Origin of the sequence: Psychrobacter sp. CAL346-MNA-CIBAN-0220 (genome assembly GCF_040309805.1) — a bacterium.
Classification (GTDB): Bacteria; Pseudomonadota; Gammaproteobacteria; order Pseudomonadales; family Moraxellaceae; genus Psychrobacter.
Genome location: NZ_JBEOPF010000001.1, coordinates 92,695 through 111,231, shown reverse-complemented (window position 1 = coordinate 111,231; position 18,537 = coordinate 92,695). Strand labels below are relative to the sequence as shown.

Annotated in this window: 16 protein-coding genes and 1 pseudogene; 9 read left to right on the top strand and 8 right to left on the bottom strand. The window is 42.8% G+C overall.

Going from position 1 to position 18,537, the window contains the following annotated elements; translation table 11 throughout:
• Window positions 1–65 precede the first annotated feature (65 nt).
• Complete coding sequence (locus AAEY88_RS00410; RefSeq protein ID WP_350560361.1) at window positions 66–1,250, bottom strand: MFS transporter; 1,185 nt, start codon at window positions 1,248–1,250, stop codon at window positions 66–68.
• A gap of 630 nt (window positions 1,251–1,880) precedes the next feature.
• A pseudogene (locus AAEY88_RS00405) lies at window positions 1,881–2,168 on the bottom strand (ankyrin repeat domain-containing protein); the annotation flags it as partial.
• Between the two features lie 199 nt (window positions 2,169–2,367).
• Between AAEY88_RS00405 and AAEY88_RS00400 the strand changes: the two are divergent.
• Window positions 2,368–3,111: a hypothetical protein gene (locus tag AAEY88_RS00400; protein ID WP_350557600.1), complete on the top strand. Its 744-nt coding sequence runs from the start codon at window positions 2,368–2,370 to the stop codon at window positions 3,109–3,111.
• Between the two features lie 357 nt (window positions 3,112–3,468).
• Here AAEY88_RS00400 and AAEY88_RS00395 read toward each other — a convergent pair whose 3' ends face one another.
• From AAEY88_RS00395 to AAEY88_RS00375, 5 genes are all read right to left on the bottom strand, one after another.
• Window positions 3,469–4,023, bottom strand: a complete 555-nt coding sequence (locus AAEY88_RS00395; RefSeq protein WP_350557598.1) for an Rrf2 family transcriptional regulator — start codon at window positions 4,021–4,023, stop codon at window positions 3,469–3,471.
• A 49-nt stretch (window positions 4,024–4,072) separates the two neighbouring features.
• The gene (locus AAEY88_RS00390; RefSeq protein ID WP_350557596.1) at window positions 4,073–5,329 is read right to left on the bottom strand and encodes an NnrS family protein; all 1,257 of its coding nucleotides are present in this window, start codon (window positions 5,327–5,329) and stop codon (window positions 4,073–4,075) included.
• 126 nt (window positions 5,330–5,455) lie between these two features.
• Entirely contained in the window at window positions 5,456–5,875 is a 420-nt protein-coding gene (locus AAEY88_RS00385; protein WP_350557594.1) for a hypothetical protein, read from the bottom strand.
• 42 nt (window positions 5,876–5,917) lie between these two features.
• Complete coding sequence (locus AAEY88_RS00380; RefSeq protein WP_350557592.1) at window positions 5,918–6,355, bottom strand: DUF3429 domain-containing protein; 438 nt, start codon at window positions 6,353–6,355, stop codon at window positions 5,918–5,920.
• A 53-nt stretch (window positions 6,356–6,408) separates the two neighbouring features.
• Window positions 6,409–7,854, bottom strand: a complete 1,446-nt coding sequence (locus AAEY88_RS00375) for a DASH family cryptochrome (RefSeq protein ID WP_350557590.1) — start codon at window positions 7,852–7,854, stop codon at window positions 6,409–6,411.
• Window positions 7,855–8,055: 201 nt separating this feature from the next.
• On the opposite strand from AAEY88_RS00375, the gene AAEY88_RS00370 reads away from it, so the two are divergent.
• The gene (locus AAEY88_RS00370) at window positions 8,056–8,283 is read left to right on the top strand and encodes a hypothetical protein (RefSeq protein WP_350557588.1); all 228 of its coding nucleotides are present in this window, start codon (window positions 8,056–8,058) and stop codon (window positions 8,281–8,283) included.
• Between the two features lie 152 nt (window positions 8,284–8,435).
• Here the strand turns inward: AAEY88_RS00370 and AAEY88_RS00365 are convergent, their stop codons facing one another.
• Window positions 8,436–9,926: an aldehyde dehydrogenase family protein gene (locus tag AAEY88_RS00365; RefSeq protein ID WP_350557587.1), complete on the bottom strand. Its 1,491-nt coding sequence runs from the start codon at window positions 9,924–9,926 to the stop codon at window positions 8,436–8,438.
• Between the two features lie 324 nt (window positions 9,927–10,250).
• Between AAEY88_RS00365 and AAEY88_RS00360 the strand changes: the two genes are divergently transcribed.
• From AAEY88_RS00360 to AAEY88_RS00330, 7 genes are all read left to right on the top strand, one after another.
• Window positions 10,251–10,913, top strand: coding sequence for a TetR/AcrR family transcriptional regulator (locus AAEY88_RS00360; RefSeq protein ID WP_350557585.1), 663 nt, complete (start codon window positions 10,251–10,253; stop codon window positions 10,911–10,913).
• A gap of 265 nt (window positions 10,914–11,178) precedes the next feature.
• On the top strand, window positions 11,179–12,396 hold the full coding sequence (locus AAEY88_RS00355; RefSeq protein WP_350557583.1) for an iron-containing alcohol dehydrogenase: 1,218 nt from the start codon (window positions 11,179–11,181) through the stop codon (window positions 12,394–12,396).
• Window positions 12,397–12,547: 151 nt separating this feature from the next.
• Window positions 12,548–13,609: an NADP-dependent oxidoreductase gene (locus AAEY88_RS00350; RefSeq protein WP_350557581.1), complete on the top strand. Its 1,062-nt coding sequence runs from the start codon at window positions 12,548–12,550 to the stop codon at window positions 13,607–13,609.
• 132 nt (window positions 13,610–13,741) lie between these two features.
• Window positions 13,742–14,419 (top strand): type 1 glutamine amidotransferase domain-containing protein, encoded by a 678-nt coding sequence (locus AAEY88_RS00345; RefSeq protein ID WP_350557579.1) that lies wholly within the window; start codon window positions 13,742–13,744, stop codon window positions 14,417–14,419.
• Between the two features lie 31 nt (window positions 14,420–14,450).
• On the top strand, window positions 14,451–15,086 hold the full coding sequence (locus tag AAEY88_RS00340) for a glutathione S-transferase (RefSeq protein WP_350557577.1): 636 nt from the start codon (window positions 14,451–14,453) through the stop codon (window positions 15,084–15,086).
• A 221-nt stretch (window positions 15,087–15,307) separates the two neighbouring features.
• Window positions 15,308–16,999 (top strand): MFS transporter, encoded by a 1,692-nt coding sequence (locus AAEY88_RS00335; protein WP_350557575.1) that lies wholly within the window; start codon window positions 15,308–15,310, stop codon window positions 16,997–16,999.
• 112 nt (window positions 17,000–17,111) lie between these two features.
• Window positions 17,112–18,470, top strand: a complete 1,359-nt coding sequence (locus tag AAEY88_RS00330) for an HlyD family secretion protein (protein ID WP_350557573.1) — start codon at window positions 17,112–17,114, stop codon at window positions 18,468–18,470.
• Window positions 18,471–18,537 lie beyond the last annotated feature (67 nt).

Genomic DNA, 18,537 nt, shown 5'->3' with positions numbered 1-18,537 from the left:
GTAGGACTATCCGTTCGATGTCTATCGTTTAATTATTCGCCATATTGTGCTATGTCAAATGGGTGCTAAGTCGCGCGGGTTTTGGTTTTAATCATCCCAAAGCTTGCTATTAATAGTGCTAAGACTTGTACCAATAATAACAGCCATATCGTTAGCTTCCATTCTCCGCGCGCATAGGCAAGTCCGCACAGCCAAGCACCCATTGTGCCGCCCGCATAGTAACCCATGTAATATAAACCAGAGGCCAGTGAGCGTCCTTTTTTGACATTGACTGCGATATAGCTGATGGTCGCCGCTTGGGTAATAAATACTCCCGAGGACATGATGGCAAGACCAACAATGATACCCCATAGCGGTGTCACTTGAGTTAATAGCACACCTACCATTGAGACGATCACCGCGACTCGAACCGTCCGCGCGGCACCGAATCGGCGTAGCAGCGTAGTCGATAGTGGGGTGATAATCACTCCAATTAAGTAGACCGCGAAGATATTAGCCAGCTGTCCGGTGCTTAGATTGTAGGGGGCTTTGGCAAGATGGAGATTGATAAAGGTAAAACAGCCCACTAGCGAAAACAACACACAACCCCCAAGCAAGCAGGCAGTAACGACGTAACGGTTGGTCAAGTGTTCACCAAGCGTCTGTATCGCTGAGCGAAAGTTAGGATTGGCTTCAAAACAGCGCGATACCGGTAGCATTTTCCCCACCCACAACGCACCTACTAGAGTCATAGTCGCCATCACATAATAACCCTGCCGCCAGCCGATTAACTCATGTAAGTGCCCGAGTAAAAACCGACCCATAAAGCCACCAAGCACTGAGCCTGAGACATAAAACGACATCAGCTCAGTAACATCTCGTCCCTCAAACTCTTCACCAATATAAGCAATGGTCACCACCGTAATACCGGGAACAGATAACCCTTGAATAAACCGCCACAATCCCATCCAACCAATACTGGGACTTTGAGCAATTAAAGCCGTTGGTATCGCTAAAAACAACAAAGCCCCAACGATAAAAGACTTGCGACCAACCGCATCAGAGAGCATTCCTAAAAACGGCGACATGATTGCAATAGCCATCACCGTTGCCCCGACAATCATACCGACTTGTACTTCGGTGGCAGCAAAATCTACCATTAGGACGGGCAACACCGCTTGAACGGAATACACCTGCAAAAAAGCAAACATGCCGATTAAGCCGATGGTTAATTTTAAAATCCATGAAGGCGAATTAGCTGGTGGGGACAAAGGCGGTAAATCGGACTTTTGAATATGGTTTATAGAGTTATTCACGAGGATTCTAACTATGTTATACGCGGTTTATCTAAGCGTGGGTGATAGGAGTAAGGCTATAGAAGTCTGAACTTTTAATCATTTATATTTATTATAACAAGCCCTTTATGTTAGCACATTGGGAGTTAGGCTTAGGGTTCGAAGTGTGCTGTTAAAATTAAATAACACTTCCATTTGAGCACTAAAATTGTTAGATTTGACTGTGCATCATGTTTGCGTCAAAAAAAAATAGGTACGCCGACTTTACCACCGTAGAGGTGGCTTAGAAATTCCTCACCGCAAAGGTAGCTTAGAAATTGCCGCTAGCACGAATCTTCATCACCGCTTAGGTGATTTATGAACACCGTTAAAAATTGCATGCTAGAAAATCACAGATTTTCTCTTGCGTCAGGGTAAAGGTTTCCTAAACCTTTATTTTGTCCTTCCTCATAGGTGCGCAAGGAAAATTCTTTAAATAGAATTCACTAAAAGCTAGAATATAAATATGGGTTTGGACAGAAAAATACCGCAGAGATAGCTTGAACAAAAAAAGGCCGCTATTGATGTTAGCGGCCTTATTGTTAATTTTTTACGCCATCAAAATGCTTATTTACAGCTTGCCTTGCCAGTGCGATGATTGATAGCACCGTTTGCCGCGAGCAGCTCTTGCATCTCAATCAAATCGCGCGAACACGCATATGAGTAAGCGCCTTGATTGTATGATCCCATCTTCTTATCTTTAGTCGTCGCGACTAGATTGGGATTAGCGTCTTTAGATAGCAAGAATTTTACGGTTTCAATTCGATTGTTGCTAACAGCCACCATAATTAGAGTTTCACCATCGCTCTCTCGAGTTTGGTCATTTAAATCTACTGGTGCTTTCGCATCTAATAAACCTTTGAAAGTAGAGTTTTTTAGAACTTATTTCCCTTAACAAGAAGTAATCAAGGCTGACCATATACCATCTTTTTTATACAGACTTAAATACCTCTATGGAACATAATTATAAAATGTGGACATGAAATGCTGTAGCGCGAATATTACAGTCTTTTTAAGCACCATTTAATATATTGTTTATTAAGGAATAGCACAAATGACAGATAAAATTTATAATTTGGGTGCAGGCTTTTGGAATATACAAGGCTCGTTTCGCATTGGCGGTATTATTGATGTTGGCGCCCAATGCTCGTTGATCCGATTGCAGTCAGGAAAGTTTGTTTTTTTGGACAGTTACGCTCTAACCGGTGACGTCCGTAAAAAAGTTATGGTATTGACAAATAATGGACACGATGTGGAAGCGGTACTCAACGTCCATCCTTTCCATACTGTACATTGTGCACAGATGGCCAAAGACTTTCCACAAGCCACTTTTTATGGCAGTGAGCGTCACGCGCAGCAAGTGCCTGAAGTAGAATGGGCCGATGAACTTGTTGAAAGTGAGGCGGTAGCCCAATGCTATTCTGAGCTCAATTTTTCTTTACCTCAAGGTATTTATTATATTTCGCCTAATGAGAAAGTACACGCAGGATCGCTATTGGTATTTCATCCTGCTAGCCATAGCTTACACGTGGATGACACGTTTGTAAGCCCGCCTTCCCTGCTTAAAGCGCTGCTACCCGAGCTAATATTGCATCCCTCGACCAACAATGCGCTCAAAGATGAGCCCAATGCTGGCAAACAATATTGTGATTGGGCGACAGAGCTTGCGCATCAATGGCGTGATACCCGACATTTCTGTGCGGCGCATTCAAGCTTGGTTACGTTTGAAGTTGGTGGCTTTGAAAAAGCATTACTAAAAGCTATCGATAAAGCCCGTCCTAAGCTTGAAAAAGCCTAATACTTTAGGGTGTTGTCTTACTTATAACGTACCTCAGCTAAACTAAACACAAAACAAGACTGCCATATTGGTAGTCTTTTTTAATGCAGTTCTAAGTGGCTTATCTTGCTAACGTGTTTTTCAAGAGTCTGCTAAGTCAGTTGAAGGTATGGAAAAACGGTCAATTAAGAGAATGCTTTAGCTCAAAGGAATATTGCAGCAATAGACAATAAAACAGAGTATGTGAAGTTTATATAGATAGCGATTAAATAGGCTGTGATCATTATGAATAATTGAGTATCTTTCAGGATGGTACTGCAATTTATTAATACTACCCACCTTATTAATACTACTCACTGCTTTCTTCAAAACACCTTATCAGGATAACAGCCAATCAAGCTCAGCCTTATTATTAATGATATCAGCCAACGTGTAGCGCTCAAGTACTGTGATAAATGCCGTTAACGCTTCAAAGAATACGCCTTTTAATTGGCATACTGGACTGATCACACAACCTGATGTCGATTTATTCGCGGTTACTGCCGTCTCGTCAATAAGGGTCAGCGGTAAGCCTGGCGACTTAGCCGTATCATAACGCTCGTCATGGCTGGCGTTATAGTTGATGCCATCACTATCAGGTAACTTTTCGGCAAAGCACTCCACCAAAGCAAAATCTGGCTCGATTTGCTTGATTAATATGCCCAAATTGATATCTTTAGGTGCCATTGCTAGCCGAATACCGCCATTCTTACCACGTACGCTATCGATGTAGCCCAGCTGACCAAGCTGATGAATAATCTTGGTTAAATGACTTTTAGAGATATTATAACTGTCTGCAATATCACTGATATTGGCTAAAGTCTGCGGCGCTGGTTTGACCGCCAAATAGATCAAAGATCGTAACGCATAATCACTATAATTGGTCAATCGCATCTGCTAGCGCTCCTATTTTTATCGTTTTTTAATAAAGTAAAATCTTTAACTACCCAAATAAGCCATCAGGTCTAGGACGCGCCAGCATGGGTAAGTAGCTGATGCAAAATAACATAAAACAGGCAATCCATGCTCCTTGCGCTATCATTATCCATAGTAAATAATGACTGGTATCTACTAATGGCAGTAGCACACGACTGACAAATACCAACACCATCAGCGCAAACATTACAGTGACCATTTTAGATGGATTATGGATACTGCGTCCAGTATGGCCAAGTGATACCCGTGCCATCATTGCTACCGTCATCATGCCAACACCTGAAATCGATAGCCCATGTACCGCAATACTATGGTTATAACCGAGCCATGGTTGTAGCGCGTACAATACAAAGCTGAGACACATTCCCAAAAACGCGATATACAGCGACCATAACAGCGGCTTTTGCCAAATACCGCGATGATACCAACCTATTAATCGTACGATATTAACAGCCGCCACGCCCAGTGCCGTAATGGTCAGTAAGTACTTATTAGGATAAAACAAATCAACGATAAAAAATGCCAAGAAAAATAATAAACTGGCGATATCTTGCACTTTATTATTACGTACTTTAATGGTTTCTGTACTGTCGATACTAAGCCCACGCTCAATAAAGAACGGCACCACACGCCGACCCATGGTCAACACCAAGCCGATAATTAAATAAAAGCCTAGATACATACCTATCCTAGTAAGGTTCATATCCGCGCTAATAATGCCCCAATAGCACAGCCCATTACCGACCGTTAATAGCACCAGCTTGGCCAAAATACCCAGCTGCTTATATTGTTTAACTTGTAATACCGCTCGAAAAATCGCAAATGCCATCAACCCTATAAATAATAAATCAAACACGGCCGCCGCATATAGTAGCCATATCCCTTGACCAGCACCCTGCCCAACGCCAAAATCAATACCCAAACCAAATGCCAGCCAACCGAGACGTGCCAGCAACCAACAGACAAAGATACCCAGCAGTTTATAGCCATGCGGCATCATCACTCCTGTCCAGGTCTTCACTGCCGTCAGTAAAAAACCCGCCACCACCGCCAGTGCATAGCCATAAATCATCTCATGACCGTGCCAGTACAGTGGATTCAAGGTTTGCGCATCAATATTGGTATGACCGGTGAACACAAACGCCCACAGCGTCATCGTCACGATAGCAAATAGTGCCGCCGCACTAAAAAATATGCGGAAGCTCAAATTCAAAATGGGATGCGGAGAGGTCGGCGGCTTGCTAGGTAAAGATATCGGTTGCATAACAGACTTCTTAAAATAGATTGAATAAGTATTACCTCAAAGGTTTATTTTAAATGAATGTTACAGATTATACAATGGACGTGCTGCATTTAGCTACCAGTAACCTAGGGTTACTGATAGTACTCTCTAAGCAGCGCACTTCTCGACTATCTCATGATATTTTGTAATCGCCTGATAAACTCTATTTATATCTGTGGTGATAACCGCATCATCATCCGCCATAAGCTTTAGGTAGCCTGCTATTTCTGAGTCCATTGCTACCAACAGATTGTTTTGCGCACTTGTCAAACATGGCGTGACACCAAGTTTATTCGCCTCACGTCTTAACGATTGCATATCTTTTATAGCTGCCGGCAATTTTGCTTTGGGCGCTTTGCTTACAGCCTCGCTATTATGCTCCCATCGATTTGTAATATTATTAAGTTTGGCTAGGCTCTCTTCAGTAGCAACGACACTTACCTTAGATTGTGTACTGCTATAATATTTAAAGCCGATGATACCCAGCAATGCAATAACGGCTATAGCGACAATCATTTTAATTTTCATAGCTTATTGTACCAAATAATAAATTGACGCCATTCTAAACGCTTATAACTGCACTACTGCAATTATTAATGAAAAGACCACAATCGCAGTGACGTATTTCCTGACTTTAAAATAATCATAACTGATAATATGTGCTTGATTAAGACTGTAATCGATAACTAACATACAGACAAAACCTATCATTAGCAGCCAGAGAAAACCGACCATCGGTAACGTTAAAAACCCTAGCCACAAAGCGAGTGCCATAATATTACTAAATATAGGCAGCTTAACGGCCCAGCTATGGTCATCAGCCAAGCTAAGATGATTACCCCAGTGTGCACCCGCCATAAATGAGGCAATCACCAAGCCATAAATAGACAAAATATGCGCAGTCCTTCCCAAAACCGGTATGGCACCAATGCCCATAATGAGTAAAATGGTGCAAACTACGAACGGAATCGCACCTGCAAAAGTTAAGTAAGGGCTGGGTTTTTTCATATTATTAAAATCATCTTGTATTAAGTTCGCTAAGCTGAGACTTACCAGCAGTATTAACAGGTCTTATTACCTTGCCATTTATTAATAAAATCGCCATTGGGATCGTATTGTTGGGTTTGTTTTTTAAGATTAAACTGTCTACAGCCTCTTGGATCCGCACCGACTCCTGCTAAATACTGCCAATTGCCCCAGTTACTGCCAACATCATAATCAATAAGGTGCTGCTCAAAGTAGCTAGCGCCGTAACGCCAGTCCAGACCCAGCTCATGAATGAAACAACTGGCAACTATTTGCCTACCACGGTTCGACAGGTAGCCGGTACTTTTTAGCTGATTCATACAGGCATTGACCAGAGGATATGGCGTGGTGCCGTTTTGCCATTGTACTAAACGCTTTTTATCAAACTGAGTCGATGGGGCATGTTGAGCAATCCCTTGAAACCAAAATAGCTTTTGCTGGTGAGTGACTGCATACCAATAAAAATATTCACGCCAGAGTAACTCGAACCATATCCAGTAAGTTGACTCGTTAGCAGTAACTTGTGTTTGATAATGACGCAATCGATTGAGTAAAGTCTTAACTGATAAGGTGCCATTGGCCAGCCAAGCCGAAAATTTGGTGGAGTGAGTCCAGTCATCAAGCGCATTACGAGTGGTTTTATAAGTGCTGGGGGCGCTGGAATTAAAATAGTCATTTAAATGAAGCATGGCATTTGCTTCACCGCCTTTAAACTTATTCTGAAATTGGTGTTGTGATTGCTGCTGTAGCTGAGGTGCTATATCAGTATCAGTGGCTACAGGTGTTGGTTCGCCAAGTTTTTGATTTTCAAAAAAGTACTCACTTCTATTGGTCATGCTTTCGGGCATTGGCGGGAGTGCTTTCGGCGTTTGACAAACAATAAGGTCGTTTTCGGCATTTAGTAAATCATAATTTGATTCAATTTTTTTACGAAATTGAGTAAAACTTTTGGGCAGAGCGTCAAGCGGCAAAGTAGCAAATAAAGGGGCGGTTGACTGACCATGCCAGCATATTTGTGGATATTTATTTTGCAATATGTCATAAACTTGGTTTTGATTATAGTCTGCCGTTTGACTGACACTTATATCAGTAACCTGTTCTTGCTCAATGAGCTGGCAAAGCTGTAGAAGCGTATCCAAATATTGTGGTAACTGTTCCGGTGACGAATGCTCTTGTTGCAGATGTTTAGATTGTAAGTAAAGTAATCTGTTGCCAAGGCACTGTAGGGACTCATTTAAGTCAGCCAAGCTCTCATACAAAAACCGCTGACGGGCAGCGCCCTTCTCATCAAAGTAATAGGCTTGACTGACACTTTTTTGATCAAGTGTATCAGCCAAAGAAGACGCGTAAACGAGTAGCAATTGCCCATTATTAGCGTTGGCTACTGTTGCCGCTTGTAATAAAGTAGCATTATCATGAATCCGCAAATCGTTGTGGAATAAAACCAATGCGACTTTTTTATCTGACCGCTTATGTGACATATTTTAAATTTCCAAATAATTAAACGCACTCGATTAACGACCATCCTTAAACTATAATATTTTAAAACAGCATATACCGTATAGGGCGTGTTAAAGGTTTAACGCGAGCATTCATAACTGTTGTTATTATCATTATTCTAGCCATGAGTATTGACTCTCATTAATCTGACTGATTAAATGGTTAACACCTAGGAGAATGCTATGACTGAAGAACACGCTTCGATTGAAAAGCGTAAAATCATCGATAAATTTTTGATTAAACTGACTAAAGAACAGCCGCAAATGTATTATGCCACGACTGCTGAAGTCGCTCGCAGTATTCACACCATGATAAAGGAGCATACCAACCGCTTGTCAGTAGAAGAGCAGGCCCTAGTCAGACGTATGACCATCGAAGAGATTCAGTCTATGATGGGTTTTCATCTATAAATAAAACCGCAAACGGTCGAACAACGACCCCTTTCACAAATAAAAAAGACTACCAATATGGCAGTCTTTTTTTGATCTAAAAATTCAAGTTAAACGTACCACAATGTTTAAAACGGCCAATCTTAAAATGGCTGCTTTTAAAACGGCTACTGTTAGAATGGATAATCGCGCGGCGTATGTTGCACAGATATCCAATGCAAGGTCGTAAACTCTTCTAAGATCCACTCGCCATTAAAGCGACCAATACCAGAGTTCTTCTCACCACCGAACGGTGCATTACTGTCATCATTCACCGTAATGTCATTAATATGGGTCATGCCGGCTTTGATGCCGCGGGCAAAGCGCAGACCTTTTTCCATATCTTTGGTGAATACCGCACTAGATAGTCCATACATAGTGTCATTAGCAATGGTCAAAGCATCAGCCTCATCTTTGGCACGGATAATACCGACTAAGGGTCCAAATACCTCATTGCGAGCCAAGTCCATATCGCGAGTGACTTCTGTAAAGATATGCGGTGGGACCACTTGACCTTTAATCTCATCGCTTAAAATCATCTTCGCGCCTTCGTCGATAGCTTTAGCGATTTTATCCTTTAAAGACTTAACTTGTTTTTTATTGATAATAGGACCGACCGCTGTATCCGCTTGATTGGGATCACCGACGTTTAAGGTCTTAACGTGAGCAAGGAAACGCTCTACAAAGTCATCATAAATCTCATCTTCAACAATGATACGGTTGATAGCGATACAAATCTGACCTTGATGTAAAAATTTACCAAAGGCCGCCGCTTTTACTGCTTGTTCGATATCAGCATCTTTTAGCACGACGAACGGGCTGTTACCGCCCAGCTCTAGCGCCACTTGCTTGATATAATCACCACCATTGGCTAATTCGCCGATACGCTTACCTACCGCGGTCGAGCCGGTAAAAGATACTAATGACGGTATATCATGGGTGACAATTGCATCCCCTATCTCACTACCCGCACCAACGACCACGTTCAACAACCCTTTTGGCAAGCCTGCCTCTTCAAATATTTTTGCAAGCAATAAACCACCCGTAATAGGCGTATCACTAGCAGGTTTGAGTACCACCGCATTGCCAAGTGCTAAGGCTGGTGCGATAGAACGCTGAGTTAAATGTAGAGGAAAGTTCCAAGGGCTGATAACCGCGATGACACCCATTGGTTCACGATAGATAAAGTTTTCTTTACCGGGCGTGTTAGACGGACGAATCTCTCCATGCATACGGTTGGGAAAGGTCGCCGCTTCCAAAGTAATCGCACGCGCACTACCAAACTCTACCATTGCCTTAATACGAGTGCTGCCGGACTCTTTAATCAGCCAATCAACGATTTCGTCTTGACGCTGATCGAAGATAGTGACCACTTTATAGAGGACGCCAGCACGCTCGGCTGGGGTCTTTTGTGCCCACTCAGCCTGCGCGGTGGTTGCTGCTTGATAAGCCTCGTCAAGCTGCTGTTTTGTGGCCTGTTTAATCTCTACCAGCGTATCGCCGTTATAGGGGTTGGTATCGATATTGACGCTATCATCTTGGCCGCTTTGCCATTTACCTGCGATATATTGCAGATGGAAGTCACTATAAGCGTTCGCGGTAGTATTTGTATTATTAGTAGTCATAATTATTCCTATTGTTTATCCCTATTGTTATTCAAAATTTATCATTTAGAGGTACTGTCTTAATACGTTCATATTTATTTTATGTTGATCTTGTTTAAATGAATACGTAAATGCTGTAAAGCTAGCCGTTTAAAATTATGACGTTAATTTTTACTAAATTGCTCAAACACTTTCTAAATCTAACTTGCTAGACGACTGGTCTAATGCTACCATAGACAGTAATAAAACAAGACTTTCTTCTCACTAAAGTTTGTTGAAAAAACGTAACTTATTAATTAGAAGCATCCCTTATTAAAATAATAATCCAAGGAGAACATGACCTTTATGTCTGTTACTACAACCGCTGCTCCATTAGATACGCTCCCTTTAAATGCCGACCCTTTAGAAACGATTTCTTTAAATACGGGCCCAGCAAATACTAAAGATCATCTTTTAGCAACCGGCTATCAGCTGATCGCCCAAAAAGGTTTTACTGCCGTCGGTATCAAGCAAATATTAGATACCGCCGGTGTTCCTAAAGGCTCGTTCTATCATTACTTTGCCTCAAAAGAAGTCTTCGGTGAAGCCATTATCAACCATTACTTTACCTTATATAAAAATCGGCTGGATATCATTGGCGCACAAGACGTCAGCGCACAGCAAAAGCTTTATGATTACTTTCAGAACTGGTATGACACTCAGCAAAACGGCTGCGATCATGCAAAGTGCTTGGTGGTAAAGTTAAGCGCTGAAGTAGCAGATATGTCAGAGACGATGCGTAAAGCACTCGATGCGGGTTACCAGCAAACAATTACTTGGCTTGCTGAGCAAATTAAAGCCGGTTGGGCAGATAACTCGGTACCGCATCCCGATAATGTCGCGGCCGAAAGCATGGCCAAGCGTTGGTATTTCGCATGGCTTGGTGCCAGCTTAATCGCCAAAATTAGCCAAACCAATACCCCACTAGCTGAAGTATGGCAGATGACCACTACCCAAATGGGGCGCTAATAACGTTCTGTTTGTCTATTTTTTTACTTATATTTTTTATTCTGCTCATTAGACTTACTTAACCTAAAGATTTATTTGTATCGTTCGTCTTAACAGCTAATTTTGATATTCAACTATACGATAGTTTTGTAACTGATAATAACAAACTACTAGACGACCGGTCTAATTAATGTACAATGCGTGCAGATGTTCAAAAAGAGCATGCCCAGTATTTACGATTTAATCGTTTAATTTTCAGAATTTACATTAAAATTTCAGGAATATTATGAATAACTTTCAATATTACAATCCAGTACGTATCGTTTTCGGTGAAGGCCAAATCAAGCAATTGTCCGATCTAGTGCCTACTGATGCTCGCGTCCTTATTACTTACGGCGGTGGTTCAGCTCAGCGTACCGGTACCTTAGATGAAGTAAAAAACGCATTATCAGCAAATAGCGCACGGCAAGTATTTGAGTTTGGCGGTATTGAAGCCAATCCAGAATTTACCACTTTGCTAAAAGCGGCTGACATGGTCAACGAACACGACATCGATTTCTTATTAGCAGTCGGTGGCGGTTCAGTGATTGACGGAAGTAAGTTCGTTGCGCTCATCTCTTCACTAACCGAAGAAGATAATAAAAATATTGTCTCACGTGAGCAAGCTTGGGATGCGCTAACCAGTGGTTGCAAAAAAATCAACTCGGCTATTGATTTGGGTACGGTATTGACCATCCCAGCGACTGGTTCTGAGATGAACTCAGGTGGGGTCATTAACAGTAGCGAACGTCAAGCAAAACTACCTTTTGGTAGCCCATTAGTATTCCCTAAGTTCTCGATTTTAGATCCGACTAAGACCTTGACTTTACCTGAGCGCCAAGTGATGAATGGTGTCGCCGATGCCTTTGTCCACGTTATGGAACAGTATCTGACTTATCCAGTCAATGCCAAAGTTCAAGACGCCTTTGCTGAAAGTCTGCTCAAAATTCTGATTGATGAAGGCCGAGTGGTCAAAAATGACCCGGACAATTTAGAGACCCGCAAAAACATCATGTGGACAGCAACTATGGCGCTTAACGGTCTGATTGGTACAGGCGTACCACAAGATTGGACGACGCACATGATTGGTCATGAGTTAACGTCATTACATGCTATTGACCATGCACGGACGCTTACTATTCTACTGCCATCAGTCATGCGTGAGCTAAAAGACAGCAAAAAAGACAAGCTGCTCCAATATGCCCGTAATGTATGGAACATCACCGCTACTGATCAAGACGATGATGCCATCATTGAAAAAGCGATTGGCTATACCGAAAACTTCTTCCGTGAGCTTGGTTTACCAGTGAGCTTAGAAGACGCAGAACTAGATAAATCAGCGATTGAGCCTATCATCAAGCAGTTAGAGGCGCATAAAATGGTCAAATTAGGTGAGTATGGCAAGAATGATTTAGAGGTATCACGCCACATTTTAGAGCGCGCAGTAAGCAGCAAAGCGTCGTAAAAAACATCGCAGTACAATAATAAGCAGTACATAATAAATAGTAACAAGAAATACATCTAGTTATGCTATCTATAGTAACTACTCAGCATTGAGTAGTTACTATATTAAAAATCAAATATTTTAAAACTAATAAATACAAAGGAGCCTTAATATGAGCTTTGATAACAATTTTAATGAGCAGCAAAACCAACAACAAAACCGTCAAATCAAGCTTGCTAGCCGCCCACATGGCGCCCCAACGAACGATAACTTTGAGCTGACTGCTGGCAATATCCCGACACCCAATGACAAGCAAATGCTGCTACGTACGGTCTATTTATCACTTGACCCTTACATGCGTGGACGGATGAGTGATGCCAAAAGCTACACTGATCCACTACAAGTTGGTGACGTCATGACCGGCGGTACCGTTGCCCAAGTGGTTGAGTCTAATGTTGCTAACTTTGCCGTAGGCGACTTAGTGGTATCAAACTCTGGCTGGCAGGACTATAGCGTCAGTGATGGCGAAGGTGTACTCAAGCTCGATAAAAATATGTCAAACCCCTCTTACGGTTTAGGCGTTCTAGGTATGCCAGGCTTCACCGGTTATATGGGCTTGACTGATATTGGTAAACCACAAAAAGGCGAAACCTTAGTAGTCGCCGCAGCAACAGGTCCTGTCGGCGCAACCGTTGGCCAAGTGGGTAAACATTTGGGTCTACGTACAGTCGGCGTAGCAGGCGGTGCTGAAAAATGCGCTTATGCGGTCGATGAGTTAGGCTTTGATGCTTGTATTAACCACAAGGCTGATGACTTTTCTGAGCAGCTTAAAGCCGCTTGCCCCGATGGTATCGATATCTATTATGAAAACGTCGGTGGTAAAGTGTTTGACGCGGTATTACCATTACTGAACGCGCATGCGCGTATCCCAGTATGTGGTTTGGTCTCACAATATAACGCCACCGAACTCCCTGACGGCAAAGACCGCTTGGGTCTACTCATGGGAAATGTGCTAAGTAAACGTCTAACCATCAAAGGTTTTATCATCTTTGAGGAATATGGCGATCATTTCCCAGAATTCTTAAAAACTATGGGTAAATGGGTAGAATCTGGCGAAGTTAAAACCAAAGAATATCAAGCTGATGGCCTAGCACAAGCGCCACAAGCCTTCTTTGACATGCTAGAGGGTAAGAATTTTGGTAAGACCGTGGTAAAAGTTGCTGACGTTAAGTAACTTCTTAATATGATGGATAAACTTCACGGCTAAAAAGTAGATACCATTAGCATCCATGTTTTACAAATACGGATTGCTAACCTTCTCTTTCACTACACACTCTTAATGAATAATAAATAAGGACAGCTAATTATGAATATTCTAATGGTACTGACTTCACATGACCGTTTGGGCGATACTGGCAAAAAAACTGGCTTTTGGCTAGAAGAATTTGCGGCACCTTACTATGCTTTTATTGATGCGGGTGTGAACGTTACGCTTGCCTCTCCTGCCGGCGGTCAGCCACCACTTGACCCTAGTAGCGACACCCCAGATGCGCAAACAAAAGATACCAAACGTTTTAAAGAGGACTCTGATGCTCAAGAGCATCTTGCCAATACTAAGAAACTTGCTGATATGAAAGCTGAAGATTTTGATTCAGTATTTTATCCTGGCGGTCATGGCCCGCTATGGGATTTAGCAGTCAGCAAACATTCTATTGAATTAATCGAAACCTTTGTCAAACAAGACAAACCAGTTGCCTTTGTTTGCCATTCACCTGCAGCACTTAAAAACGTTAAAGTCGATGGCGAATACTTGGTTAAAGGTAAAAAAGTCACTGGCTTTAGCAATACTGAAGAAGAAGGCGTTGGCCTAAGCGATGTGGTGCCTTTCTTATTAGAAGATGCCCTTAAAGCCAATGGTGGCAACTATGAAAAAGGGGCGGATTGGGAATCATATGTGGTCGAAGACGGTCTACTGATCACTGGACAGAATCCAGCGTCTTCAGAAGATACTGCCAAACACCTACTCGCTAAGCTTCAAGCTTAATAAGCCAAAAGCTTAATAAAAGGTTACTACTATGATTCGCTTGCATCATCTTAACCAATCTCGTTCACTGCGTATTTTGTGGCTACTAGAGGAATTAGACGAGCCTTATGAAGTCATCAGCCACCAACGTGATGCCAAAACTCATCTAGCGCCAGATAGTCTCAAAGCAGTACATCCGCTTGGTAAGTCGCCGGTCATCGACATGGATGGTCAGTTATACTCAGAGTCGGGTGCTATCACTGAGCTATTGATTGAACGCTTTGCCCCTGAGCGTCTGCGCCCTGCTCCTGAGAGCGCAGATTATGGTTACTATCTGCAATGGGTTAACTTTGCTGAAAGCTCGCTGATGGTACCGTTGCTACTTGAGTTGTTTACCAAAAAAGCGGGGATGGGCGATAATGAGTTTTTAAACGGTTATATCAGTCAAGAAAAAAGTAACTTGCTGAGCTATCTAGATAATGCAGTCAATGGTAAGTCCTACATTGTTGGCGATAAACTCAGCGGCGCAGACTTTATGTTATCGTTTGACTTAATTATGCTTGCTAAGCGCGATGAGCTCGGTGACTATCCGCATATAGAACAATATGCGTTACAGCTTGCCAGCCTTGATAGCTACCAACGTGCCATGCGCTTGGAAGCCAATTATGATGAGACTACTGCAGTTTAGATAGTGTTAACGAACAGCATAGCTGCAAGCGCTAGTTAAAAATTATGATAAAATAGTCCAAGTAAATCTTGGACTGTTTTTTTTCGTTTTATCACCCTGCTGATAGTATTAACCATGATAGTACTCAGTTTAATTGCAGCCAAACTCAACAGGCGCTGCCAATTATAGGGAAGCGGTACCATGACCTTATTCTATTCACTTATACAGATCATCATGCGACCATGAATACCGAATATCAGTTCAAGCCCCATGAACAGCCGTTTATGTTGGGTTCACCTGCCACCCCTGACCATCCTGTACGCCGTAAGATACTATACTTATTTATCGGTATTTTTATTGGTCTGACGGCCAGTTTCCAAAATGGCCTACTGGTCGCTAACCTTACCCAAATTCAAGGCGAAATGGGCCTAACGCCCGTAGAAGGTGGTTGGATATCGGTCGCCTATAATATGACCAATGCCTGTATCACTGTATTGCTGTATAAAATACGGCAGCAATTTGGTATGTCACTGTTCAGTAAAATTACCCTGTTTTTTTTACTGGCGGCTACCAGCATGCAGTGGCTAGTAAGTAGTGAACTAACAAGCACAACGACTGGCATCACGTTAGATCCCTATTATCTAGAAATAGTTGCCCGTGGTTTTAGTGGGGTGGTCGCTAGTGCCATGACGGTGCTGTCGATTTTTTATTGTTTACAGGGCATGCCCACCGCTAAGCGTATCAGCGGCCTGATTTTGGGTTTTGGTTTGGTGCAATTTGGCATTCCGCTATCGCGTATCATCTCGCCCTATCTCGCCATTGATGGTCAGCTGGAGAATTTGTTCTTATTTGAGTTTGGAATGGCGCTGATTTGCTTTGGGCTGATTAACTTACTTGAGCTACCACCCGGTAATACTGAAAAGGTCTTTGAGAAACTCGATATTTTAAGTTTTGCTTTTTTTGCCAGCGGTCTTGCCGCGTTGTCAGTGTTCTTAGTACAAGGACGGATTTTATGGTGGAGTACGCCTTGGCTAAGCTATCCGCTTATTATTGCAGTGGTCACTATTTCTATTGCTCTATGGATAGAAACTCATCGCAAAAACCCCATGCTGCAAGTGCGCTGGATGCGCAGTCGTACTATTATTGCCTTTATGATTACCGGTGCGACTATGCGTATTTTGCTGTCTGAGCAAAATGTGGGTGCTGCTGGACTCTTGGCAAATTTAGGCTACGGTAATGATCAACTGGTACCTTTTTATGCAGTAATATTGGCAGCTAGTGCGCTAGCATTGGTGATTAGTGTGTTTCGCACCAATGCTATGGAGCTGCGCCGTCCGGTAATTTTTGCCGTAGCTCTGATTGCTTTAGGCGCGTGGATGGACACTGATGTTTCGTTAAACTCTGCGCCCTCTATGTTTTATTTGAGTCAGTTTTTGATCGCCTTTGCCGCCGTTTATTTTATGGGACCGATGGTCTTTGAAGGTATGTTTCGCGCCATTGCTAATGGTCCAGCTTATATCATCAGCTTTTCGGTAATTTTTGGTATCTCACAAACTATTGGTGGTCTGGCAGGCGCAGCAGCCATTCAAGCCTTTACCACTATTCGCACGCAGATGCATTATGCAGATATGGTCAGCTCCCTCAATTTGGGTGATCCCGCTCTGATGGCACAAGTGGCGGGCGCGCGTGGTGCGTTATCAACCCAAATAACCGACTCAGCGCAAGCCAGTGCAGCAGCAATGGGACAAGTATTACAAGGTATCCAGCGTCAAGCCACCGTTGCCGCTTATGGCGATTTATTTTTTCTCATGGCCAGTATTGCTACCGTAACGACCCTTATTTTATTGATAAACTACTTTTACTATCGCTATCATAAGCGCAACCCACTTGCCAAAGAACTGGCTGCTATCGCTAAAATGCGTGAACCAAAATAAGTCATTGCAATTACGATACGACCCTTACTCACATTTTTAATCTTTATAACCTAACGATTACCGTATTATTAAAGTTATTTATTATGCTGATTCAACCCCTTAGGAGCGCGTCATGAGCCAAAAAAAACCCAATGACTTCAATGAGCTCAATGACCTTGACCGCAAGGCTCAGACGCCAACTGATTCTCCAGCAACAGACACCCGTGTAGAATCAAAGATTAATACCATAGAAACTCGCACTGAAACGACGGCACCGCCTTTACAGGATAATAAAGAAGCGTTAGAGCCTGACTTTGAATCTAAACCTGAACCCAAACCTGCAACAGACACGCCCAGTTCAGCTAAATCAGATGACCTTAATAATATAAATGCTGCTGACAATGAGACGCCGATGCCACCCACTGAACCTATTCCTGGGCCCTCAGGTTGGTCGCCTAAAGACAAGTCTTTTTTAAATTTGAGCTTATTTATGGGTCTGATTATTATCGGGGTATTATTAATTCTATATGCATGGAAACTGCCGCCATTTACCCCTACTGTTCAGCAGACCAATAACGCCTTTGTAAAAGGTCAAACAACCGTTATCAGCCCACAAGTGTCCGGCTATGTTACCGAAGTGGCGGTGCAAGATTTTGAAAACGTACAAGCCGGAGATTTACTGGTCAAAATAGATGACCGTATCTTCCGCCAGCAGCTTGAGCAAGCACAGGCTGATATTGAAATCGCGGTTACCAATCGCTCTAGTAACGCTCAAGACACTCAGTCAAGCCAAGCACAAATCGAAGCGCGCGAGGCCGATTTATATAGTGCAAAAGTCAGTGTTGATAGTGCCTTAGAAGACGTCAAACGCTATCAAGGACTAGATGCGATTGGTGCCGTATCCAAAGCTGAAGTTTCGCATACCAAAGCGCAATTGGCAAAAGCGCAAGCAGGCGTACAGCAAGCCGAGGCCAACTTGCAAGCAGCGCGTCAAGCCCGTGAAAAAACCAGCGGTAGCCGCTCCTCTTTAGATGCCAATATTAAAAGTGCCGAGGCTGGCGCGAAGCAAGCACAAATCAATTTAGACAATGCGGTCATTACTGCTCCTGAATCGGGCCAGCTGAGCCAAGTGAGCGTCAAGACTGGCCAGTACGTTAGTGCGGGTACCCAGCTGATGTATATCGTACCAAAAGGTATATGGATTATCGCTAATTTTAAAGAAACCCAAGTGGCAAATATGACCATTGGCGAGCCCGCCACCATTCATGTTGACGCCCTTGGTGGCGCTAAATTTCGTGGTCATGTTAGTAATATCTCACCAGCAACCGGCAGTGAGTTTAGTGCCGGGGCGGCAAACCCTGCTACCGGTAATTATATTAAAATTGCTCAGCGTATTCCGGTACGGATTGATTTAGACCAAGGCCAGCCGGAGCTTGCACAATTGCGCCCTGGCATGTCGGTTTCTATCGATGTTGATACAAAAACCCAGTAAAAAATTCAGACCAGTAGCACTGGGTCGTTTTTAAGTTGGATTAACTATAATAAGTGCGATAAAAAAT

Coding starts and splice junctions, on each gene's coding strand:
- AAEY88_RS00385 (WP_350557594.1), bottom strand. CDS start 5,875: ATGAAAATTAAAATGATTGTCGCTATAGCCGTTATTGCATTGCTGGGT.
- AAEY88_RS00345 (WP_350557579.1), top strand. CDS start 13,742: ATGAATATTCTAATGGTACTGACTTCACATGACCGTTTGGGCGATACT.
- AAEY88_RS00375 (WP_350557590.1), bottom strand. CDS start 7,854: ATGTCACATAAGCGGTCAGATAAAAAAGTCGCATTGGTTTTATTCCAC.
- AAEY88_RS00360 (WP_350557585.1), top strand. CDS start 10,251: ATGTCTGTTACTACAACCGCTGCTCCATTAGATACGCTCCCTTTAAAT.
- AAEY88_RS00400 (WP_350557600.1), top strand. CDS start 2,368: ATGACAGATAAAATTTATAATTTGGGTGCAGGCTTTTGGAATATACAA.
- AAEY88_RS00330 (WP_350557573.1), top strand. CDS start 17,112: ATGAGCCAAAAAAAACCCAATGACTTCAATGAGCTCAATGACCTTGAC.
- AAEY88_RS00335 (WP_350557575.1), top strand. CDS start 15,308: ATGAATACCGAATATCAGTTCAAGCCCCATGAACAGCCGTTTATGTTG.
- AAEY88_RS00350 (WP_350557581.1), top strand. CDS start 12,548: ATGAGCTTTGATAACAATTTTAATGAGCAGCAAAACCAACAACAAAAC.
- AAEY88_RS00390 (WP_350557596.1), bottom strand. CDS start 5,329: ATGCAACCGATATCTTTACCTAGCAAGCCGCCGACCTCTCCGCATCCC.
- AAEY88_RS00355 (WP_350557583.1), top strand. CDS start 11,179: ATGAATAACTTTCAATATTACAATCCAGTACGTATCGTTTTCGGTGAA.
- AAEY88_RS00370 (WP_350557588.1), top strand. CDS start 8,056: ATGACTGAAGAACACGCTTCGATTGAAAAGCGTAAAATCATCGATAAA.
- AAEY88_RS00380 (WP_350557592.1), bottom strand. CDS start 6,355: ATGAAAAAACCCAGCCCTTACTTAACTTTTGCAGGTGCGATTCCGTTC.
- AAEY88_RS00340 (WP_350557577.1), top strand. CDS start 14,451: ATGATTCGCTTGCATCATCTTAACCAATCTCGTTCACTGCGTATTTTG.
- AAEY88_RS00395 (WP_350557598.1), bottom strand. CDS start 4,023: ATGCGATTGACCAATTATAGTGATTATGCGTTACGATCTTTGATCTAT.
- AAEY88_RS00365 (WP_350557587.1), bottom strand. CDS start 9,926: ATGACTACTAATAATACAAATACTACCGCGAACGCTTATAGTGACTTC.